Origin of the sequence: Paracoccus sp. UBA5162 (assembly GCF_002413585.1) — a bacterium.
GTDB lineage: Bacteria > Pseudomonadota > Alphaproteobacteria > Rhodobacterales > Rhodobacteraceae > Paracoccus.
The window spans coordinates 50,708-71,222 of the sequence record NZ_DHXG01000074.1 but is presented as its reverse complement, the minus strand read 5'-3'; the positions used below and the strand labels follow the sequence as shown (position 1 = coordinate 71,222).

Sequence of the window (20,515 nt, the reverse complement as noted above, 5' to 3'; positions counted from 1 at the left end):
GGATTGGCGAAGCAATTTTGCATTCTCCGCGGCAACTTCGCGGATGCGGCTTGCCAGAACCTCCAGTTCGTCCTTCATCTTGGCCTCTTCAGCTGGATCTTGCGACAATCGTTCTAGCATCGCCAATCGAAGCGCGGCTTCGTCATCCGTGATCGACGACGGGGGAACCAGTTTGTTCAGCGCCGTCCCAAGCATCATCAAGGCGTCGCAAAACTGATCCGAGTCCCGGCTCACGAGATCGGCGAGGCGACCCTTTTTTCCGTCCAGCATGGATGAGACCCGTTCCAGTGCGGCGGCGGCCTGATCAGATAGCGGCGGCGGATCGGACTGCGCATGATCGAGGCGCGCAGAGAAGCAGGCTTTTGCGGCAGCGATCCGTTCGCCGTCCTCGCAACCAAGCGTCCCGGCCAGATATGCGACCTGAGCGTCGGAATTTTCCCGCCAGGTTCCGAATGGCAAGAGATGGGTATCGTCCGGGGAATCGCGCAGCAGATAGAAAGTTCTCTGGACCCAGGTCGCTGTCGCGTTTTCGACGGTGGAATGATAGGCGCGCATCAAGGATGCAATGACTTCGGCCGGCGGGCGGGTGGCCCAGATCCAGACCGGTTCCACCGCGGCCTCTCTGACAGCATCGCGAAGCAGCGGCAGGAACAGGCTGGAAAGCGGAAATTTCAGCGCCAGATTCGGTTGTCCTTCGTCAGCCGCGCCCAAGCTCAGATACCGTGTCAGCCATTCGCGCGTGTCGCATGCGACAGACGTGTTCTGCCATCCATCCGGAAGGAAACCGCGCGGGCTGCCAAGCGACCTGTACAGGCGGAACATGGCGTCGCGCAGTTCCACAGCTTCGCCGGTCCCGCGAAGATTGTTCTCTCCGGCCGGCACGGCATCGCCGACGACCGGAAACCCAAGCGCGTCCAGCGCCTGCATTGCAAGCGACGTGCCGCTGCGACCCGTTCCGATCACGATGGCGACGGTCATGCGATCGTCTCGTCATCAAGGATCCGGTTCAGCAGCGACAGATAGTTGTCGCGCGTCAGAATACTGGTCAGATCATGTTTCCATCCCGGGGGAAGGCCGCCATGGTCAAGACAATGGGCCGTCGCCGGGTCAAGTCCTATCCCGGCCGGACCGATCCCGGCCGCGGCCAGCGCGGTGCGGGCATTGCGGGCATGGGTGGCGAAATCCCACCTTTCCCGCCGTGCCAGTTCCGTGTGATGCGTGATTTCAATGCCGGAATATTTCTCCCAAAGACCAGGCTTGCGGATCACCGTCAGCCAGCCTTCCTCGCGCGGCAAGACGAACAGAGGCAGACCGGCATCTCGCGCGGCGAGACTGAGCTTGAGGTCAACCATGACCTTCTCAAGCAGGTCGTCAGCATCGACGGGCATCCGGCGCTGGTCGAAGCACGCTGTGCCGCTGCCGGCAAGATTGCACATCTGCAACCCGACCACTCCGCGGATGCTGATAAAGACGGAATGCCGCTCATAATACCAATCGCAATCCTCCTGAACGACGGATCCATGCGTTGTCACCAGGCAACGCCCCCCCATCTTGCGAAGAATATCAAGATTTTTCGCGACATAATCCGGCGGATAGATGAAATCATCATCCAGCGTGAAGACCTCGCAATCTTGCAGGAATTTCAGAAGATAGGCTTTGCCATTGGCCAGCAGATCACCGGCATGGTCCTGCCCGTCAAAAATGGTGACGTTGCGAAGATCGGAAAGATCAGGCAGGCCCTCGGTCGATTCATTGACATAAAGAAGCAGCGCATCAAGTTGACAAGCGATGCTTGCCACGGTCTGGCGTATGATGTCGAAACGACCGGGAAAGGTTGTCATGCAGCCCACGACTTTTCCCCGGATCATGGTCATGTTTCTTCCATCCTTTCGAACATGTCAGAGCCTCGCGGAAAAAGACCTTTCATGCTTCCTTTCGAACGGGACATTTGCCATGTATGCTTGGATTCGTCAGCATCGCGATAGACCATCAGCGAGGTTGAATCACCACAGAACATTCTTGTTCCAAGGGTAAAATTCCTTCGAACCCAGTTGGCGTCGCAAGCGTTGCGATCCTTCTGCGAAAAGCCGGTGGTGGGAGCCTTCTTGACAGATGAAAGCGTGGCCCCCGAAATATGGTCCTGGCTTTTCGTCAAGAGCTTGAAGCACTGCCTGGCAAGTCGATCAAACGATTGATATTGCCCGATTGCATCGAAATAATAGAATATGGATTGCCGACCGGTAATATCGGCCTGTGACGTCCGGTAATACCCCGCCGTCTCCTCAAGATAATAACGGCTGTAGAAATCGTCGTCATCGACCTTCACCCAATATTTCCCGCGTCCCGCCGCCACGCCCATGTTCAGGCATTCGCCGATATTCGCCGCTTCCGGCAAGGCAAAGACACGCTCGTTCCGGGCCAGTTCCGGCAGATCGGAGGGGACGGACCCGGTATTGAAAATCAGCACCAGTTCCTTGTTCGGCCAGGTCTGCTTGCGGAATGTGTCCAGGCAATTTTCGATGAGGTGGGGTCTTTTGGTGACGAGAACGACGGTGATCTTCGGCTGATCGAAATCCGCAGCGAATGGGTCGCGACCCAGGATCGCCGCACGGTCCCGTGACCGCCAGACATGATTGCGCCACACCTCGCGCAGCAGCGCACGAAGGCGACGTTCGCGAAACCAGTCGATTCGCAGCAGCAGCAGAAGCCTGCGCAAGGCCACGGCATCGTGGATCCGATCCAGGTCCGACAGCAGCGGCTCATCCTCGCCGCCATTTCCGTAAAGGATCGGGATCGCGCCGCTGGAAATGGCGTCCATGGCGATTTGTGCCAGTTCGACAGGGGGGCGCAGGCTGGTTGCCGGCAGCAACACCACTCGTGCCGCCTGCAACAGGTATCTTTGCATCATCCGGTTGGATTCGCCGACAATTTTCAGTCGGTCATTGTTGAAATGTCGCGCGAATTCCGCCGGGGCGAAGTTGTAGCGGTATTCCGCAAGAACTCCGTTGTAGAGGGTCGGCTGGTCGATCAGCGCGCGAAAAGCGGGAAACTGATAAGCGTCGGAAGCCGTCGGCACAAGCAGGAGATCGGGCTTGCGTTCGTCCAGCGCCGCAAGCGAACAGGCGGCAGGCTCGGTCGCGCGTCGGATGACGTGGTCGGGCCGGAACGCCGCCCATTCTTCCTCGGTCCCCTCGACGATGACGCGATCTGCGACCCGCATGGCGCCCCGCCATGCGGGCGCGCCGTCAGCGCTGCCGGTCGCCCAGAGATGCACCGGAACGCCAGCGTCGCGGGCGGCATCGAAAAAGGCGGAGCCGCGTTCGGGAAGATCGCCTGTCAGACTGGCGAAGGCCTGGTTCCATTCCCCACCCTCACCGGAGCCGCCCCCGGTCGCCGCAGCCTCGACCACCACGATCTCCAGGTCGAGATAGCGGAACTGATCGAGATATTCCGCCTCGCGCAGCCAGATCGTCTCGGTCAGCCAGGAAAGCCGTTCGAAGCCGCGCTCCGAGCCGATAAAGCCGATGCGCGGCGCGTTGTCGCCCTGGGCTCGAAGACGCTCTCGTCGCGTTTGCGCCTCGGCCTGCCATTCGGCGGCGGCGATCGACGACAGCACCGGTGCCCAATCGCCACCCGGCTTGAAATGGCTTTGCAGCGCAGCCATCTGCGCGGCACCGGCATGGCAGGCGAGGGCGATCACCTCTTCCGTTGTTTCGGGGAAGAGGCGGCGAATAAGCCGCTTTCTCTGGCGGCTATACCGGGTCTGCAGGCTCGACGCGCGCCGGCCCGCCTCGCGGCCCCAGTCGATCGCGGATTCGAGCACTCGTGCCGAACGCAGTCTTGCCGTGTCCGCCCATCCTCCGATGCGAAGCGAGACAGCATCGGGAGGCGCGGGAAGATACCAGATGGCGGTGGCAGCCGCATCGCCGGCATCGGTTCGAGGGCCGGATGGAAGGACTTCGACCGATTCCGGCAGGTCCACCACGATGGCGCCGGTGGCGAGATAGGGATCGATCACGCGCTTGCGCGAATCCAGAAACCGGACCGATACCTTCGCCCTGCCAAGCGCGCGACCAGCACCTTCAGGTTCGACGGACTGAAGCAGAAGGCGAATTTCCAGGACATCGCCCGGCGTCACCGGAAAGATCACCGTTGTCTCTCCGTCATCGCCTTGATCCGAAATGGGTGGGTTCATGAATCAGTTCGCTCACGGATTGGGCCGATCTATCATCGGCGCTTAGCACCTGCCACGACCTGTGATCAACCCGAGGATGAAAAGCCCGGTATCCAACGGTTTCCGGCAACGGATCTGTCAGGCCCGCGCGGCGGTGTCCAGGCTGGCCTCGTCACCGAAGCTTTCCCTTGCGCGCCGGATTGAGATTCCGGCACGCCAGTCCGCCATTCGGTGCCTGGTGACCCCGCCAGGACTTGAACCCGGAACCTAGCGCTTAGAAGGCGCTTGCTCTATCCAGTTGAGCTACGGGGCCGTGCCGCCTTGATAGCGGCTGGAATACCGGTCCGCAACGCAGGGCGTCGGTGTCGCGCGTCCGATTTCTGATCGCCGGGCGAAATCCGGCAAGCCCGCGGCGCCCGCCCGGCCGCCCGATCCGGATGGCCGGATGCCGTATCGGCAAGGCGGCTTGCCAAATGCCCGTCCACGACCGAGGGGTCACAATGCCAGCGTCATGAAAACGCTGTTGGGATCCTCGCGATAGGCTCCGAAAGGCGGGCAGATGGAAAAACCCGCGCGGCCATACAACGCCCGCGCCGCGGCGAAAGATGCCTGCGCACCGGTTTCCAGCGACAGCTGCGTCAGACCATCGCGCCTTGCATGATCGATCATGTGCACCAGAAGAAGCCGCGACAGACCGGCGCCGCGATATTCGGCCAGAACATGCATCGACTTGATCTCGGCATGGCCGTTGCACAACCGCTTCAGCGCGCCCATCGCGACCGCAAATCCGTTCCGGCGGGCGACGAAGAAGGCGATCTCGGGAACGGCCAGACCCTCTCGCGGCAGGGCGTGGTTCGATTCGGGTGGGGTGTCGGCATGCATCTCGGCCCAGTGGCGCCGAAACAGGGGCGCCAGATCCGCGGCCAGGGGGTTTTCGACGGCGATGGTCAGGTCCGCCCCGTCAGACGAACAAGGATGTGACTCGTTCAACGCTTGCTCCCCGTGCCTTTGATCTGGTCGAGAACACCGATATGCGATGTCCGGATCGACTGAAAGGTGTCTTGCCCTGGCTGCGATCATCGGCGGAATGTGAAACGAGATACCGCGCAAGCCGGGGCGATCGCGCCGATCCTCGCACTCTTTCCAAATACCTTCGGGGGGTCCGGGGGGCGACGCGCCCCCGGCCGCCCGCCGCCGGCGACCGGGCGGCGGTTCAGCGCGCCGGTTCCAGCCGCGTCACGCCTGTCGCAGCTGCGCGCGCCAGTTCCGGATCAAGCGACATGCCGATATACTCGCCACGCCGCCACAGATCGGCCAGATCGTCGTAGTGGCGCGACAGCGGGTGTCCCGATTGCCCGGTTGACAGGATGAAGACCGAGGAATCCGGATCGGCCAGATCATAGACGCCGCGATAGCCCGGACCCGACACCGCCTCGTAGGGTCGTTCGGCCCCGCCCAGCAAGCCGGTGCGCGAGACGGTGAAATCGCCGCCCGACAGCGATTGCGTCAGGTTCACCACCCAGCCAAGCGCCGGAAGATAGCCGAGGCCGGGGTGAATCTGCCGGCCCTGATGCGCGTCCCCCCACCGCCAGCTTGCCACATCGGGACCGAAACGCTGACTCAGATCCAGGATTGCGCTGTCCAGCGCCTGCCGCGCGATGGTCGTGCAATCCTCGATGGGCGCGCTTTGCACCACGTCGCACCAGCGCGCCGCGCCGCCTGTATTCCGGAACACGGCATCGATGAAACCCGGATACAGGCGGGTGATGTCCTCGGCCAGCGGACCGATCTCGTCGCGGATCAGACGATCCTGCAGGGCCTGCATCCAGGCGGTATAGATCAGCGGCTCGGGCAGGTGTTCGCTCATCGAGCCATCCCATTCGGCCAGCAGGTTCAGCGCGTCCTGCCTCTGCCGCTCGGGCGTGCCGGCGGCGGCGGGATCGCCGGTGAACCACAGATCGGCCCCGACCAGAGGCAGCAGCGCCCGCGCCGCGGGGCTGACCACGTCCAGCTGCGCGGCGATGAAGCTGTCGCGGGAATGGATTTCCCGGTCGTCAAGCAGGCGCCCCAGACGGGCCCGGCGCAGGGCAAGCGGGCCGCGTTCCCCGGTCGCGATCACGACCGCATCGCGCGAAGGAGCCACCGCCTTGCCCGGCCCGGATTCGTCGACTCCCTGCCACTGACCCGCGCGCAGCCAGCCCGGCACCGGCATCTGGCCGCCGGTCGGATGATCCGTGGCGCGACGCGGCAGGGCGCCCACCGTGACCTGGCGCACCCGTTTCGGATCGGCCAGAGTCACGTTCATCGCGGGCGCGACGGTGCGGCGCATGGCGGTCGCGGCGCTGTCGATATCGGTCGCCCGCATCAGTCCGATCAGTGCCGACATGGTGCTGTCGTCGCGCACCGAGCCGGTCCAGCGCAGGGCCGCGACGTAGCCCTGGGGCGTCACGCTGCGCAGCCCCGGATCCAGCGCCGGCACCAGCGGACCATTATCGGTCCAGCGTAACGTGATCGGGCGATCGGATTCGTCCAGCACCCGGATCACCTCGGTCCGGGTGCGGAAATCGGTCCAGCCGTCAGGGCCGCGATAGCGGTTCGGATTGCCGGGCTGGACCTCCTCCATCGCGATATCGGCGTCGTCCACCGGCGCGGGCGAGATCCCCCAGGCCAGCTGCGGATTGCGTCCCGACAGGACCACCGGCATCCCCGGTATCGTCGCGCCGATCACCCCGCCCGAGGTCAGTTGCAGCCGCGCCAGATAATAGAGCGATGGCGCGATCAGCGGAATATCCAGATCATTGGCCAGCAGCGCGCCGCCGGCGGCGGTTCGTCCCGATGCCGCGGCGAAGCCGTTGCCGCCCAGACCCGCCCCGGGCCGCAGGAAACCGGCCACGTCGCGCAGGCCGGCCGGCTGCGACAGCTTCTCGGGCGCGGGCATGGCCAGGCCGGGAAACAGATCGCGGTATCGGGGCAGGGCGCGGGGTTCGGCCTCGCCGGTCAGCACCTCGGGGCCACGATCGGGATCGGCCAGCGACAGCCGGGCGCGCAGGATCTCTTCGGCCGCGGCATCGGTCGTCGCGGCGGCCAGAAGTTTCAGGATCGCAAGGGAATCGGCGGGCTGCCAATAGGCGATGTCCTGCGGCACCAGAAAGAATTCCGGCGCGCCCCGGCCAAGCGCGCCGTCATTCACCTTGGCGATCCACTGATTGACGCCCGCCGCATAGGCTTCCAGCGCGGATCGGGTGGCCTCGTCCTGCGCCTCGAGCGAGGCGGCGGCGCTGCGATAGATTTCCAGCCGCCGCGCCAGATCGTCGGCGGCAAAGGCGCCCGCGCCATAAACTTCGGACAGCCGGCCCTGGGCCGCGCGGCGCAGCAGGGTCATCTGGAACAGCCGGTCCTGGGCATGGGCCAGGCCCAGGGCGAAGAACACATCCTCGTCGGTCTGCCCGAAGATGTTGGGCACGTCTTCGGTCGAACGCACGATCTCGACCGGGGCCGAAATGCCGCTGACGGTCAGCGTCGCGTCGTAGTCTGGCAACGAGCGGACGAAGAAATACCACGCCAGCACCACGGCCAGCACCAGCACGACGATCAGCGCAATCGTCAGCCTCAGCAGCCAGCGGAACAGGGTCAGCATCTCGGGCGGAATTCCATGTGCGGCGCGGCGCCTGTTCTTCGGGCGCATCGGCCGGCTTGACCGGGACGCGCGGGGGTGGTGGGTTGCTGCATAGGACAGCCGCGCGGGCATTTCAACGCGGGGTTGGGCCGGCGCCAAAGAAGGCCCGGCCCCTGTCGGCGCAAGGCAACAGCGGAGGATCGGCGCGATGGCGAAAGTGGCATTTCTGGGACTGGGCGTGATGGGCGGCCCGATGGCGGGGCATCTGAAGGCGGCGGGCCACGAGGTGACGGTTTACAACCGCACGGCATCCCGCGCGAAGGAATGGGTGGCCAGGCATGGCGGCGCCAGCGCGCCCAGCCCCCGCGAGGCGGCCGAAGGCGCCGATTTCGTGATGGCCTGCGTCGGCAATGACGACGACCTGCGCGCGATCTGCCTTGGCGATGACGGCGCCTTTGCCGGCATGGCCAAGGGCGCGGTCTTCGTCGATCACACCACCGTCTCGGCGGCTGTCACGCGGGATCTGGCCGCACTGGCCGCGGCGGCCGGGATCGGCTACGTGGACGCGCCGATCTCGGGCGGGCAGGCGGGGGCCGAGAATGGCAAATTGTCGGTGATGTGCGGCGGCGCGCAGGCCGATTTCGACCGCGCCGCGCCGGTGATCGACGCCTATGCCAAGATTTGCCGTCTGATGGGCGATGTCGGGGCGGGCCAGATCACGAAGATGTGCAACCAGATCGCCATCGCCGGGCTGGTCCAGGCGCTGTCCGAATCGCTGGCCTTCGCGAAGAAATCCGGCCTCGAGGTCGGCCGGGTGGTCGAAGTCATCTCGCAGGGTGCCGCCGGTAGCTGGCAGATGGAGAACCGCCACAAGACCATGGATGCGGGCGAATTCGATCATGGCTTCGCCGTGGACTGGATGCGCAAGGATCTGGCGATCTGCCTGTCGGCGGCGGATGAGGTGGGCGCATCGCTGCCGGTCACGGCGCTGATCGACCAGTTCTACAAGGAGGTTCAGGGCATGGGCGGCGGCCGCTGGGACACCTCGGCCCTGATCGCCCGTCTGACCCGGTGAAACCGGTCCTGCACCGCGCCGTCTGCGACGATCCGCAACCGGAATGGTTCGAGCGGCGTTTCGCCCTGCACGGCTGGACCGGAAGCTGGCGCGACGGCGTGTTCGACTGGCATCATTATCACCTCACCACGCACGAGGTGCTGGGCTGTTATGCGGGCAGGGCCATTCTGCTTCTGGGCGGCGAGGCGGGACAAAGGGTCACGTTGTCCGCGGGCGATGTTGTCATCATCCCCGCCGGGCTGGCCCACAAGCGGCTTGACGCTGAGGCCGGCTTTGCCGTTGTCGGCGCCTATCCGGGCGGCGTGCGGCCCGACATGCAACGGGGCGAGGGCGAGCCCTGCCCGCTGCCGAAATGGAAGACCGACCCGGTTTTCGGCTGACGGCGCCGGGCGGAGGTAAAGAAGGAAGTTTGTCATTGTCTTACAAATCCCTCGTCGGCCAGATCGAATTCGACATTCTCTCTGTCAGCGATACCGAGGCCCTGGGCGAAATGGCGATCCAGCCGGGAATCATGAACTCCTTCGGCACGATTCATGCCGGCGCGCTGGTCTGGTTTGCCGATGTGATCGCGACCAATCTGGTCGTCGGCGAAGAGCAGGTGACCGAGGGCGGCGACAGCATGCCCGTCGCCGTCACGCTGAATGCCCAGGTGCTGTCCAACCGTTGCGAGGGGGTGGTGACGGCCAGGGCGTTCTGGTTGCGCCGCGGCCCCCGGGTTTCGACCGTGCGCACGCTGGTGACGGACGAATCCGACCAGGTTCTGCTTGATCTGACCTCGACGCACCAGACCGGCGGATAGGGTCGTCAGGTGCGGTTCAGGCCCGGCTCGACCCGCGCCAGCGCTGCCTCGACCGCATCGGCAAAGCTTTGCGGCCCGAGATGCAGGATCCCGGAATGGGCGGCGCAGACCGTCCGCGTCTCGGCCCAGTCGGCGCCGATGCCGCGGGCCCAGCGGCGAAAATCGTCCGCGGCACCGGGGCGGTCCTGCAGGGCCCGAAGCAGGGTCGGATGAAAGGTCAGGCGCGGCAGGCCCATGGTCCGGCGCAGCCATTCGGGCAGCGGCAGCACGTTCAGCGTATCATCGACATGAACCGTGCCGCTGGCGGGATGGAAGGCCAGCAGCGATCCGGCATGGACGCGCTGATCCGCACAGATATAGTCGATCCCCTCGGGCAACGAGAAATCCAGCTCGCCGGCAAGGCGTGCCGCAAGATCGGCGCTTTCGACCGGCTGGTCCTGCCAGGGCAGATCGGGCCATTTGCGCCAATGACGCCGGGATCCGTAAAGCCGCGCTTGCGGAAACATCTGCGCCATCGTGGCACAGTGCAGCGTGTGGAAGGGATGCAGGTTCAGGATCGCCTCGACCGCCGCGCCGCCATCGGTCAGGGCCATCACCCTGTCGCGGGTCGGCATGTCCATGGCACAGGAATCCAGCGCCACGAAGCGCCCCGAGCGCAGCCGCACCAGAGAGGCCTGGGTGCCCACGTTGAGCAGGCCGAACAGCCGCAAATCGCCGCGAATGTTCCAGAAGCCATTGCCCAGATCGATCAGCCGTTCCATTGTCAGCGCCCCGGCGGATCGCCGGGATCGCGGCTGAACGGCACGTCGATCCGGGCCGCCTTGCATATCTGGCGCAGCGCCGGTCGCATCCCTTCTTCCAGAGTCGGGTGATAGAAGGGGTTTCCCAGCAGGGCTTGCGCCGGGTTTCCCGCTTCGATCGCCCATGCCAGCAGATGCGCCAGATGTTCGCCCCCCGGCGCGCACAGATCCGCGCCGATCAGCTTGCCCCGGACATCGGCATTGATCCGCACGACGCCCTCGGCCCGCGCCTCGACGCGGGCGCGGCCCTGATCGGCATAATCCGAAAGGCCCGACAATCCGGCCTGATCGGGACCCGCGCCGATGGTGGCGGTGGGTGGATCGGTGAAGATCAGCATGAAGCCATGGTTTCGCCGCACCGGGCCGACCGAGGGGAAGGCGGCCGCGTTGCTGCCCGCGATGCCGCCCTCGGCCGCGGCTTCGTGCAGGATCGCGACATCGGCATTGACATCACCTGCGATGAAGACCGGCCCGTCGCCGCATTGCATCGTGTTTCGGTCGAACACCGGCACACCGTCATCGTCCAGCGCCAGACCCGCCCGGTCAAGGTCCAGCCCGGCCAGCGCGGGCGGGCGGCCCGTCGCCAGCAGGACGTGATCGAAATCAGCCTCGCCATCGTGATCGCCGCTCCAGCGCAGATGGATCGCCTCGTCGCGCGCCTCGGGGATGACCTTGCAGCCCAGCTTCAGGTCCACGTCGCGCGACAGCGAGTCGCGCAGCACCCGATGCACCCGGTCGCAGCGGATCCGGCCCAGGCGGCGGCCCTGATCGAACAACGTGACGGAAACGCCCAGCCGGCCGAAGGCCTGAGCCAGTTCCAGCCCGATCGGACCCGCGCCGATCACAGCCAGCCTGTCCGGCAGGTCGGGCAGGTCGAACACGGTGCGATTGGTCAGCAGCCGATCGCCGAGACCCGTGAATGGCCCCGGCACCAGCGGAAAGGCCCCCGTGGTGATGACGATCGCGCCCGCCTCGATCCGTCGGCCGTCGTCCAGTCGCAAGCTTTTCGGACCGTCGAACCGCGCGCTGGCGCGGATGCAGGTTCCGGGCGGCAGCCGGTCAAAACCGCGTTTCACCCCGGCGACGAAATCGTCGCGCAGGTCGCGGACCCGCTGCATCACCTTGCCGCCATCGATCCGCGCGGGCGGAACCTCGATCCCGAAGACCTCGGCGCGACGCAGGTCATGGGCGGCATGGGCTGCGGCGATCAGCAGCTTCGATGGCATGCAGCCGACACTGGCGCAGACCGTGCCCGCGAAATAGGGGTCGATCAGCAGGGTTTTCGCCCCCGCCTTCCGGGCCGCGCGTTCGGCCGAAATGCCGGCCGTGCCCGCGCCGATCACGGCCACGTCGCATCGCAGATCGTTGCCGCTGCCTGTCTCGCCCATCCCCGTTCCTTTCCTGTCCACCCAGACAGAACAAGCCCGGCGCGTCGGGGTTCCTCGCAGCGTCGGTGGGCTTGCAGGCCCGGCCGGAGCGGGATCGCGGCGAGGCGGCTTAGCCGCCGGTCGCGCGCAGCGCAGTCCAGGCGGCGCGGAGACCGTTCAGCGTCATCTCTTCGGCATCCGCCCGGTGCGGGGCCGCGCCCTGCGCAAGCAGCGCCTCGGCATAGGCATCGCCCGGCGAATCCGATGCGACGATCGCCACGTCCTGACCCAGCCAATAGGGCCGGGCGGCGGCAAGTTCGATCCCGATCAGCAGACCGGACAGACGTGATCGCGCGACAACCGGCGCCAGCCCCGTCAGCAGGGATTGCGCCCGCAGCGAGAACAGGTCCGAGGCAATCGCCGCCGGCCGCGACATGGCATGGGCGACCGCATCCGCGAAGGCGCCCGAATCGTGGCCGGCGGAGCCGACGGAATGGCGCAGCACCGAATGTCGCGACAGCAGCGCGAAGATTTCGCCGGTCATGAAGCTGCGAAAGCTGACGACCTCGCCGGCGCTGACATGAACCCATTTGCTATGCGTGCCGGGCAGGCACAACACGCCGTCGAAACCGGGGTGGGCGGCAAGATAGCCCGCGATCTGGGTTTCTTCCCCGCGCATCACGTCGGCAGGGCCGGCCTGGGACAGGCCGGGCAGGATGAATACCCGCAGGCGCGGATCGCCGGGCGAGGGTCGCGCCGCGTCGGCGATCGTGCCGGGCGGGCAGGGAACCGCGCGATAGGGCGCCTCGACCCAGCCTTGCCGGGCACCGGCCATGCCGCAGCAGATGACCGGGACCCGGCTTGCGGCCGGCAGCGACGATCCGATCAGGCCCAGCAATGTGGATTCGTAGTCGTCCGGCCCGATCTGGCCCATGCCGCTGTCGCTGCGGATACGATCCAGCACCCGGCCCTGGCCGTCCATGGTCCAGACCCGCAGATGCGTGGTTCCCCAATCTGCGGCGATCCAGTCAGGCATGGGCATCATCGTCTCCGTCTCGGCAAGCGCGCGCAGCATGGCGATTTCGCCCGCCGCTGTCCAGAAAGCGCGGCGACACGCTTGAGAGGGCGGGATCTTTCATCTAGTCACGATTTCCATGCGAATCCTCTTTCTGGGCGATGTGATGGGCCGGAGCGGCCGGCGTGCGATCGGCGAAAGGCTGGCGCCGCTGCGGGAACGTCTGAAAGCCGATCTGGTCGTGGTGAACGCCGAAAATGCCAGCGGCGGGCGCGGCGTCACGGCGGGCCATGCGCAATTGCTGCTGGATTCGGGCGCGGATTGTCTGACGCTGGGCGATCACGCCTTCGACCAGAAGGATTTGCTGAGCTATGTCGAACGCGAGCCGCGCATCATCCGGCCGCTGAACTATGCCCGAGAGGCGCCGGGGCGCGGTCACGCCGTGGTCGAGGACCGGCGCGGGCGCAAGGTTCTGGTCGCGCAGGCGCTTGGGCAGGTCTTCATGTCGCGGCCCTATGACGATCCGTTCTCGGCGCTGGACACGGTGCTGAGGGCGCATCCCCCGGGGGGCATGGTTTGCGCGGCCATCGTGGACATCCATGCCGAGGCGACCAGCGAAAAGATGGGAATAGGCCATTTCTGCGACGGTCGCACAAGCCTTGTCGTGGGCACCCACACGCATGTTCCCACCGCCGACGCACAGATCCTGCCGCGCGGCACCGCCTATCAGTCGGATGCCGGGATGTGCGGCGATTACGACAGCATCATCGGTATGGAGAAGACCGAACCCCTGCGCCGCTTCGTGACCGGCATGACGCGCGACCGCTTTTCCCCGGCCGAGGGCGAAGCCACGCTGTCGGGCGTTCTGGTCGCGACCGACGACCGCACCGGCCTTGCCACCGCGATCGAGCCGGTGCGCGAGGGCGGCCGGCTGATGCAGACCCACCCCTAGGCCCCCGATGTCGGCGCGACGGCACCGGTCCGCCCGCCGCGCGTGCCCGGAGCCGTTCACAGGGGCCAGACGATCAGCAGCATGGGCACCGAGACCGCCATGACGATCACCTCCAGCGGCAGTCCCAGCCGCCAGTAATCGCCGAACCGGTAATCGCCCGGCCCCAGGATCAGCGTGTTGTTCTGATGCCCGATCGGCGTCAGAAAGGCGCAGGAGGCGGCGATCGAGATGCCCATCAGGAAAGCGTCGGGCTGCACGCTCAGCTGTTCGGCCAGGCGGATGCTGATCGGCGCGGCGATGATCGTGGTGGCGTTGTTGTTCAGCACTGCCGACAGCAGCATGGTGACGATCATCAGCAGGCTCAGCGCGATCCAGGCGGGATAGCCCTGGGTCAAGGCGACGATCCCGCCGGCGATCAGCGCGGTGCCGCCGGTCTGGTCCAGCGCCAGGCCCAGCGGGATCATCGCCCCCAGCAGCACGATGACCGGCCAGTCCACATGGTCGTAAAGCTCGCCCACCGACAGCACGCCGAACAGGACATAGGCGATCACCACCACGCCAAGCGCGATCGGCATCGAGATCACTCCGAAACTGGTGGCGATGACGGCGGCGGCGAAAAGCCCGACGGCGGTCAGCATGTGACCCTCGCGCTGGACCGGCAGGCTGCCGCCATCCAGGCGCACCACGCCGGCCGACAGCAGCACCTCGTTGGTGCGGCTTTCGGGAACCAGCAGCAGCAGCATGTCGCCTGCCGCGATCTCTTGGCGGGGCAGGGCATCGCGCAGGGCGATGCCGCGCCGGCGCATCCCGATCAGAACGCTGTCATAGCGGTTGACGAGGCCGAAGGATTGCCCGGTCCGTCCGGAAATCGCCGCGCCGACCGGCACCAGGCATTCGATCAGATGCTGGCCCTCGGTGTCGGCGCGGGCGCGTGGCTCGATGCGGCCATCGGGAAAGGCCAGCTTGGCGATCGAGCGGTATTCGTCCAGCGCCGGCGGATCGCCCCGCAGCACCAGCACGTCCATGGGCTCGATCCCGTGATCCTCGATCCGGCCGCTGATCGTATGGCCGTGACGTGACACCCCGACGATGCGGATGCCGACCTCCTGTGCCTCGCGGCGCGCTTCGGCGACGGTCTTTCCGCGAACCGAACTGGTTTCGGTCACGACCATCTTCGCGATATAGCGGCGCGGCCGCTCGGCGGTGGCGCCGCCGCGGCCTTCGCGGTGCCGGCCCGGAATCAGGCGCCAGCCGAACAGCGCGATGAAGGCGATGCCCGCCAGCGCCACCGCGCCGCCCACGGGAAGGAAGTCGAACATCCGATAGGGCTGTCCCAGGGCATCGGCGCGAAAGCTGGACACGATCAGGTTCGGCGGCGTGCCGATCAGCGTCAGCATCCCGCCAAGGATGGTCGCGAAGGCCAGCGGCATCAGCGTCATCCCCGCCGCCCGGCCGGATTTGCGCGCCGCTTGCATGTCGATGGGCATCAGCATGGCCAGCGCCGCGATATTGTTCATGAAGCCGGACAGAAAGCCGCCGACGCCGCCGAACAGCGCGATATGGGCGGTCACGCCGCGGTCGCGCGCCGACAGAAGCCGCGTCAGCCGCGACACCGCACCGGAGCGGGTCAGGCCCGCGGTCGCCACCAGAACCAGTGCCACGATCAGCGTCGTCGGATTGCCGAAACCCGAAAACGCCATCTCCTGCGGCACCACGCCCAGAATCACCGCCGCCATCAGCCCGGCGAAAGCCACGATGTCGTGGCGCCAGCGTCCCCAGAACATCAACACCATGATCGCGGCCAGCAGTGAAAACAGGACGATCTGCTGATAGGTCATGTCACCCCCTCTGGCCGCCGTTTCCCGACGCGCCGCTGTTTCTGCGCGCTCAACGCCCGCGCCCCGCCGCCGGTTCGTCTTGCGATGGGGCGCGGTGCTGGACTAAAAGCGGCGCGATCCGGATTCTACCAGACATGCGAAGGACGACCGACAATGGCAGGTCATTCCAAATGGGCCAATATCCAGCATCGCAAGGGCCGGCAGGACGCCGCCCGCTCGAAGCTGTTCTCCAAGCTTTCCAAGGAAATCACCGTCGCCGCCAAGATGGGCGATCCCGACCCCGACAAGAACCCGCGGCTGCGGCTTGCGGTGAAGGAGGCCAAGGCGAATTCGGTTCCCAAGGACGTGATCGACCGCGCGATCAGGAAATCGCAGGGCGGCGATGCCGACAATTACGAGGAAATCCGCTACGAGGGATACGGTCCCGACGGAATTGCACTGGTGGTCGAGGCGATGACCGACAACCGTAACCGCACCGCCTCGAATGTGCGCAGCTATTTCACCAAGTCGGGCGGTGATCTGGGCCAGACCGGCTCGGTCAGCTTCATGTTCGACCGGGTGGGAGAGATCATGTATCCGGCCTCGGTCGGCGATGCCGACAGGGTGATGCTGGCCGCGATCGAGGCCGGGGCCGAGGATGTCGAAAGCGATGACGAGGGGCACTGGATCTACTGCACGGGAAATGACCTGAACGATGTCGCGACGGCGCTGGAAGCGGCCTTGGGCGAATCCGAGACGGCGAAGCTGATCTGGAAGCCGCAGGCACCGACCGAGATCGCCGATATGGAAACGGCACAGAAGCTGATGAAGCTGATCGAGACCCTGGAAGACGATGACGACGTGCAGAACGTCACCGGCAATTTCGATTTCTCCGATGAGGTGGCAACCCGGCTGGAGGGATGATTGCTGCGCCCGGCGGTGACGGCGACCGCCGTGGCCGGTGTCGGCGCGGATCGCCGGGGGGCATCCGGCGGTCCCTGGCAGGGTCGCTGGAAGGGGGCCGTGGTTCGCGCCCGTCATCCGCGCGCCCCAGGTGGCCTATGCGCCGGGCGCGCGCGCAACGCGCGCGCTGAGGCCCAGCGGCAGCGACCGGGGCGGGCCATGCCCGGCCCGGTCCCATTCCGGTCTCCGACCGGCCGGCTTTCACAGGAACCTGCCATGTTGTCTTTCGCCGCCGGACTGGGCACCGGGCTGTCCCTGATCCTCGCCATCGGTGCGCAGAACGCCTTCGTTCTGAAACAGGGATTGCTGCGGCATCACGTCTTTGCCGTCTGCCTGTTCTGCGCGGTCTCGGATGCGCTGCTGATCGCCCTCGGCGTCGCCGGCATGACCAGTATCGCGCTGGCCGCGCCCTGGCTGCTGGTGGCGATGAAATGGGGCGGCGTGGCCTTCCTGATCGTCTATGGCGCGCGCTCTTTCGCGGCGGCGCTGCGCGGCGGCGAGGGTCTGCGCCCAGAAGGAAAACGGGCCTCGCTGACGGCGACCCTGGCCACGATCGCGGCGCTGACATGGCTCAATCCCCATGTCTGGCTGGATACGGTGGTGCTGCTGGGGGCGATTTCGGCGCAATGGCCCTCGGCCGTGGGGTTCGCCCTGGGTGCGATGACGGGGTCGGTGCTGTTCTTCTTCGGGCTGGGCTATGGCGCGCGGCTGCTGGTCCCGGTCTTCGCGCGGCCGTCCTCTTGGCGCTGGCTGGAGGTCGGGGTCGGCGTGGTGATGTGGGTCATCGCCCTTCGGCTGGCGCTTGGCTGATTGGGCCTTGCGCGGGGGCGTCAAACCCGGCAGTTGCAGGATATGCAAATTGACCGTGATACGCGCCGGGACCTGATCGGCATCGGCTGGATGCTGGCGACCGGGGCCTGTTTCGTCGCGGTCAACGGCATCGTGCGCGGCCTTGGCGGCGCGCTGCCGGCGCCTCAGGCAGCCTTCATTCGCTTCGTCTTCGGGCTGGTCTTTCTGGCGCCGGTGCTGGTCGGGGCCCTGCGGCAGGGATTTTCGGTTCCTGTCTGGCGCCTGTTCGCGCTGCGTGGCGGGCTGCACCTGATGGCGGTGATCATGTGGTTCTACGCCATGTCCCGGATCACCGTGGCCGAGGCCACGGCCATCGGCTTTCTCAACCCGATCATGGTGACCATCGGTGCGGCGCTGTTTCTGGGCGAGACGCTGGCCGGCCGGCGGATCGCGGCCATCGCGGTAGCCTTTCTGGGCGCGCTGATCGTGCTGCGGCCTGGGCTGCGGCCGCTGGATCCGGGCCATCTGTCGCAGGTCGGCGCAGCGGTGGCCTTCGGAACCTCCTATCTGCTGGCCAAACGGCTGTCGGGACAGGTGCCCGCCGCAACCGTCGTGGCGGTTCTGTCGCTGACCGTCTCGGTCGGGCTGGCGCCGATCGCCTGGGCGGTCTGGGTGCCGCCGACGCCGGGCCAGATCGGCTGGCTGGCGCTGGTCGCGGGGTTTGCCACGGCGGGCCATTACACGATGACCCGCGCCTTCGCCGCCGCGCCGCTGGCCGTCACCCAGCCCGTCACCTTCCTGCAACTGATCTGGGCCAGCCTGCTGGGCGTCTTCGTCTTCCACGAACCGCTGGACGGATGGGTGATTCTGGGTGGCGGGATGATGATCGGCGCGATCACCTATATCACCTGGCGCGAGGCGCAGCGTCGCGCCAGAACGCAGACGCCGCCCGTCAACGCCACCAAGGCCTGAGGCTCAGGGCGTCTCGCAAAGACCCATCGCCTGTCCGAAACTCTGCCCGCTTTTCTCCAGCCTGCCTCCGTCGATGCGGATCGGCCGGTAGGGCGGTGTGTCCTGCACGCCGGGCTGGACCTGGGTCAGCCGGTAGCATCCGGTGAACACCGTCTTGCCGCCCGCCGTGTCGGTCGCCTCGATGGCGACGGGAACGCGGGAATGGATCGCGCCCGCGGTCCCCTCGGATCGCACCTCGCCTATGCGCAGGGCGACGGTCCCGGTTCCCGTGTAGCCGTCGCGGAACGTCGCGTAGTCGGGCGCGCCGTCTTCGGCGAAATAGCTCCAGGCGCGGAGATATTCGTGCCGGTCGATGGCGTTGTAGAGCGAGGTGATCACGCGCGCAGGCGATGAGCGATCGTCGATGAACCGGTCCGCGGGCTTCGCGGCCAGAACCGGCGCGGCGATGGCGGCGACAAGGGCTGCGATCAGAAGACGGGTCATGACTGAACCTTTCGGCATCTGGAACAGCGGGTAAACCCGCCCCACGCCGGCGCCGTTCCGCCGCCGCACGAAGCCGGGAACGGACGTGATCGGACGCGGGGCCGACCGCATCCGCGCCGACTTGACCGCCCCCGCCAGACCCCGCTCTGACCCGAGGGGGCGCTCGACGGGGACGTTGGCGCGGTGTTCAGAAGCCGGAAACGCCCATGATCCGGCGGATCTCGCCGTCGCGGGTCAGGCCACGGGCCGCCAGTTCCGCGTCGCTGACGCGGTTCAGGCGTTCCAGCGCCTGCATCCGGGGATTGGCTTCGGCCAGTTGGACCATGAGCCGGCCGAAGGCTGCGAAGGGCGCCGCCAGCGCCGACAGGATTGCAGCCGGGGTCTTGCGGTCATTGATTGCGGTGGTGGCCATGTGGAAACTCCTTTGTCAGACAAAGCCGTTTCCTCCCTGCGACCAAGGTCGGATCTCGGGGCCGTTGACGCAACCGTCAATGCTGCATGGCAGCATTGCAAGTGCTTCAAGGGCTTGCGGCCTCCGATGGCGCGCGGCGCCGCCGGGTCCGGTTCGCCGTCAAAGCGGCCAGAAGATCGGGATCACCGCCGAGGCCGTCACCGCCATCAGCAGGTTCAGCGGCAGGCCCACGCGGATGAAATCCGAAAAGCGATAGCCGCCCGGCCCGTAGACCAGCGTGTTGGTCTGATAGCCGATCGGCGTCGCGAAACTGGCCGAAGCGCCCATCATCACCGCCACGACCAGCGGTCGCGGATCGACGCCGAGCTGCTGGCCCAGCGAGATCGCGACCGGCGTGACGATGACGGCGACGGCATTGTTCGTCACCGTCTCGGTCAGCGCCGTCGACAGCATGTAGACGGCGAGGACCAGACCCCAGGGCGGGATGTCGGCCAGCCAGGGCGCCACGGAGCGAACGATCAGTTCCACCGCGCCGGAATTCTCGAGACCCGTTCCCACCGCCAGCATGGCAAAGATCAGCGCCATCAGCCGGCCATCGACAAAGCCCAATGCCTCGTCGGCGTCGATGCAGCGCGTGCCCAGCACCACGGCCACGCCGAGAAAGGCCAGCAACAGGATCGGCGCCACCTCGAAGGCCGACAGGATCACCACGGCGGCCAGGGTTGCGACCACGATCGGCGCGTGCCGGCGGCGATAGGCGCGATCCGAGGGGATGTTGACCTCGACCATCTCCATGTCGCTGGCCAGCCGCTGGATATCCTCGGTCGCGCCTTCCAGCAGCAGCGTATCGCCGACACGCACGACCAGATCATCCAGCTGCCGGCCGATGTTCTGGCTTTTGCGATGGACGGCCAGCACATAGACGCCATAGCGCCGGCGCAGCCGCATCGAGCCGAGGCTGCGCCCGACCATGCGGCAGCCGGGCGTGATCAGCACCTCGACGGTCGAGGTCTGGACCGAACTCAGCTTGTCCACCATGCGCAGATCCTTGTGGCCCTGAAGCCCCAGAACCTCGGACATGGGGGTGCGCAGGACAACACGGTCTCCGGCCTCGAGCCGGACCGAGGTCAGATCGCGCCGCAGCGAGGCATCGCCGCGCAGGACATCGATCACGCGGGCCGTGTCGCGGGTGAAGATGTCGATCTCGTCCAGCGCCTTGCCGATCACGGCGGAATCTTCGGGGATCGCGACCTCGGTGAAGAACTTCATCTTCGTGCGGCC

At 66.4% G+C, this 20,515-nt stretch carries 19 protein-coding genes and 1 tRNA gene; 7 read left to right on the top strand and 13 right to left on the bottom strand.

Annotated features, from left to right (window positions below; genetic code table 11):
* The 6 genes from B4A72_RS11625 to B4A72_RS11600 form a co-directional block, all read right to left on the bottom strand.
* Positions 1 to 978 (bottom strand): hypothetical protein (locus tag B4A72_RS11625; RefSeq protein WP_292978644.1); only part of this gene is annotated, 978 nt, incomplete at its 3' end.
* Positions 975 to 1,874, bottom strand: a complete 900-nt coding sequence (locus B4A72_RS11620) for a hypothetical protein (RefSeq protein ID WP_292978642.1) — start codon at positions 1,872 to 1,874, stop codon at positions 975 to 977. The genes B4A72_RS11620 and B4A72_RS11625, both read right to left, overlap by 4 nt.
* Positions 1,871 to 4,138 carry a glycosyltransferase gene (locus tag B4A72_RS11615; protein ID WP_292978640.1) on the bottom strand — a complete coding sequence of 756 codons (2,268 nt, stop codon included), beginning with the start codon at positions 4,136 to 4,138 and terminating at the stop codon, positions 1,871 to 1,873. The genes B4A72_RS11620 and B4A72_RS11615 overlap by 4 nt, the downstream gene beginning before the upstream one ends.
* A gap of 272 nt (positions 4,139 to 4,410) precedes the next feature.
* A tRNA-Arg gene (locus B4A72_RS11610) sits at positions 4,411 to 4,487 on the bottom strand.
* A 182-nt stretch (positions 4,488 to 4,669) separates the two neighbouring features.
* Positions 4,670 to 5,164 (bottom strand): GNAT family N-acetyltransferase, encoded by a 495-nt coding sequence (locus B4A72_RS11605; protein ID WP_292955104.1) that lies wholly within the window; start codon positions 5,162 to 5,164, stop codon positions 4,670 to 4,672.
* Between the two features lie 223 nt (positions 5,165 to 5,387).
* Positions 5,388 to 7,811, bottom strand: a complete 2,424-nt coding sequence (locus tag B4A72_RS11600; RefSeq protein WP_292955107.1) for a penicillin acylase family protein — start codon at positions 7,809 to 7,811, stop codon at positions 5,388 to 5,390.
* 187 nt (positions 7,812 to 7,998) lie between these two features.
* On the opposite strand from B4A72_RS11600, the gene B4A72_RS11595 reads away from it, so the two are divergent.
* From B4A72_RS11595 to B4A72_RS11585, 3 genes are read left to right on the top strand one after another with little or no spacing between them, the layout of a single operon-like run.
* Positions 7,999 to 8,865 carry an NAD(P)-dependent oxidoreductase gene (locus B4A72_RS11595; RefSeq protein ID WP_292955110.1) on the top strand — a complete coding sequence of 289 codons (867 nt, stop codon included), beginning with the start codon at positions 7,999 to 8,001 and terminating at the stop codon, positions 8,863 to 8,865.
* A complete protein-coding gene (locus B4A72_RS11590) occupies positions 8,862 to 9,245 on the top strand; it encodes a cupin (protein ID WP_292978638.1) in 384 nt (127 codons plus the stop codon). The genes B4A72_RS11595 and B4A72_RS11590 overlap by 4 nt, the downstream gene beginning before the upstream one ends.
* Before the next feature lie 35 nt (positions 9,246 to 9,280).
* Positions 9,281 to 9,664 (top strand): PaaI family thioesterase, encoded by a 384-nt coding sequence (locus tag B4A72_RS11585; RefSeq protein ID WP_292955116.1) that lies wholly within the window; start codon positions 9,281 to 9,283, stop codon positions 9,662 to 9,664.
* Between the two features lie 5 nt (positions 9,665 to 9,669).
* Here B4A72_RS11585 and B4A72_RS11580 read toward each other — a convergent pair whose 3' ends face one another.
* The 3 genes from B4A72_RS11580 to B4A72_RS11570 all read right to left on the bottom strand — a co-directional run bounded on the left by B4A72_RS11580 (position 9,670) and on the right by B4A72_RS11570 (position 12,906).
* On the bottom strand, positions 9,670 to 10,425 hold the full coding sequence (locus B4A72_RS11580) for a hypothetical protein (RefSeq protein ID WP_292955119.1): 756 nt from the start codon (positions 10,423 to 10,425) through the stop codon (positions 9,670 to 9,672).
* A 2-nt stretch (positions 10,426 to 10,427) separates the two neighbouring features.
* Entirely contained in the window at positions 10,428 to 11,852 is a 1,425-nt protein-coding gene (locus tag B4A72_RS11575) for a dihydrolipoyl dehydrogenase (protein ID WP_292955122.1), read from the bottom strand.
* Between the two features lie 109 nt (positions 11,853 to 11,961).
* Positions 11,962 to 12,906, bottom strand: coding sequence for a 2-dehydro-3-deoxygalactonokinase (locus B4A72_RS11570; protein WP_292978636.1), 945 nt, complete (start codon positions 12,904 to 12,906; stop codon positions 11,962 to 11,964).
* 79 nt (positions 12,907 to 12,985) lie between these two features.
* Between B4A72_RS11570 and B4A72_RS11565 the strand changes: the two genes are divergently transcribed.
* Complete coding sequence (locus tag B4A72_RS11565; protein ID WP_292955128.1) at positions 12,986 to 13,798, top strand: TIGR00282 family metallophosphoesterase; 813 nt, start codon at positions 12,986 to 12,988, stop codon at positions 13,796 to 13,798.
* Positions 13,799 to 13,854: 56 nt separating this feature from the next.
* On the opposite strand, the gene B4A72_RS11560 is transcribed toward B4A72_RS11565, so the two are convergent.
* Entirely contained in the window at positions 13,855 to 15,636 is a 1,782-nt protein-coding gene (locus B4A72_RS11560) for an SLC13 family permease (RefSeq protein WP_292955131.1), read from the bottom strand.
* Between the two features lie 153 nt (positions 15,637 to 15,789).
* Between B4A72_RS11560 and B4A72_RS11555 the strand changes: the two genes are divergently transcribed.
* The 3 genes from B4A72_RS11555 to B4A72_RS11545 all read left to right on the top strand — a co-directional run bounded on the left by B4A72_RS11555 (position 15,790) and on the right by B4A72_RS11545 (position 18,339).
* Positions 15,790 to 16,539: a YebC/PmpR family DNA-binding transcriptional regulator gene (locus tag B4A72_RS11555; RefSeq protein ID WP_292955134.1), complete on the top strand. Its 750-nt coding sequence runs from the start codon at positions 15,790 to 15,792 to the stop codon at positions 16,537 to 16,539.
* Between the two features lie 255 nt (positions 16,540 to 16,794).
* Positions 16,795 to 17,388, top strand: coding sequence for a LysE/ArgO family amino acid transporter (locus tag B4A72_RS11550; protein WP_292978634.1), 594 nt, complete (start codon positions 16,795 to 16,797; stop codon positions 17,386 to 17,388).
* 42 nt (positions 17,389 to 17,430) lie between these two features.
* A complete protein-coding gene (locus B4A72_RS11545) occupies positions 17,431 to 18,339 on the top strand; it encodes a DMT family transporter (protein WP_292955140.1) in 909 nt (302 codons plus the stop codon).
* A 3-nt stretch (positions 18,340 to 18,342) separates the two neighbouring features.
* On the opposite strand, the gene B4A72_RS11540 is transcribed toward B4A72_RS11545, so the two are convergent.
* The 3 genes from B4A72_RS11540 to B4A72_RS11530 form a co-directional block, all read right to left on the bottom strand.
* Positions 18,343 to 18,822, bottom strand: coding sequence for a hypothetical protein (locus B4A72_RS11540; protein ID WP_292955143.1), 480 nt, complete (start codon positions 18,820 to 18,822; stop codon positions 18,343 to 18,345).
* A 187-nt stretch (positions 18,823 to 19,009) separates the two neighbouring features.
* The gene (locus B4A72_RS11535) at positions 19,010 to 19,234 is read right to left on the bottom strand and encodes a DUF1127 domain-containing protein (protein ID WP_292955146.1); all 225 of its coding nucleotides are present in this window, start codon (positions 19,232 to 19,234) and stop codon (positions 19,010 to 19,012) included.
* Positions 19,235 to 19,393: 159 nt separating this feature from the next.
* Positions 19,394 to 20,515 (bottom strand): SLC13 family permease (locus B4A72_RS11530; protein ID WP_292978632.1); only part of this gene is annotated, 1,122 nt, incomplete at its 5' end.

Bases quoted from the DNA above. Each gene is read 5' to 3' on its own strand.
- B4A72_RS11535 (WP_292955146.1), bottom strand. From the start codon at position 19,234: ATGGCCACCACCGCAATCAATGACCGCAAGACCCCGGCTGCAATCCTG.
- B4A72_RS11550 (WP_292978634.1), top strand. From the start codon at position 16,795: ATGTTGTCTTTCGCCGCCGGACTGGGCACCGGGCTGTCCCTGATCCTC.
- B4A72_RS11545 (WP_292955140.1), top strand. From the start codon at position 17,431: ATGCAAATTGACCGTGATACGCGCCGGGACCTGATCGGCATCGGCTGG.
- B4A72_RS11580 (WP_292955119.1), bottom strand. From the start codon at position 10,425: ATGGAACGGCTGATCGATCTGGGCAATGGCTTCTGGAACATTCGCGGC.
- B4A72_RS11595 (WP_292955110.1), top strand. From the start codon at position 7,999: ATGGCGAAAGTGGCATTTCTGGGACTGGGCGTGATGGGCGGCCCGATG.
- B4A72_RS11555 (WP_292955134.1), top strand. From the start codon at position 15,790: ATGGCAGGTCATTCCAAATGGGCCAATATCCAGCATCGCAAGGGCCGG.
- B4A72_RS11565 (WP_292955128.1), top strand. From the start codon at position 12,986: ATGCGAATCCTCTTTCTGGGCGATGTGATGGGCCGGAGCGGCCGGCGT.
- B4A72_RS11575 (WP_292955122.1), bottom strand. From the start codon at position 11,852: ATGGGCGAGACAGGCAGCGGCAACGATCTGCGATGCGACGTGGCCGTG.
- B4A72_RS11570 (WP_292978636.1), bottom strand. From the start codon at position 12,906: ATGCTGCGCGCGCTTGCCGAGACGGAGACGATGATGCCCATGCCTGAC.
- B4A72_RS11540 (WP_292955143.1), bottom strand. From the start codon at position 18,822: ATGACCCGTCTTCTGATCGCAGCCCTTGTCGCCGCCATCGCCGCGCCG.
- B4A72_RS11620 (WP_292978642.1), bottom strand. From the start codon at position 1,874: ATGACCATGATCCGGGGAAAAGTCGTGGGCTGCATGACAACCTTTCCC.
- B4A72_RS11560 (WP_292955131.1), bottom strand. From the start codon at position 15,636: ATGACCTATCAGCAGATCGTCCTGTTTTCACTGCTGGCCGCGATCATG.
- B4A72_RS11600 (WP_292955107.1), bottom strand. From the start codon at position 7,811: ATGCTGACCCTGTTCCGCTGGCTGCTGAGGCTGACGATTGCGCTGATC.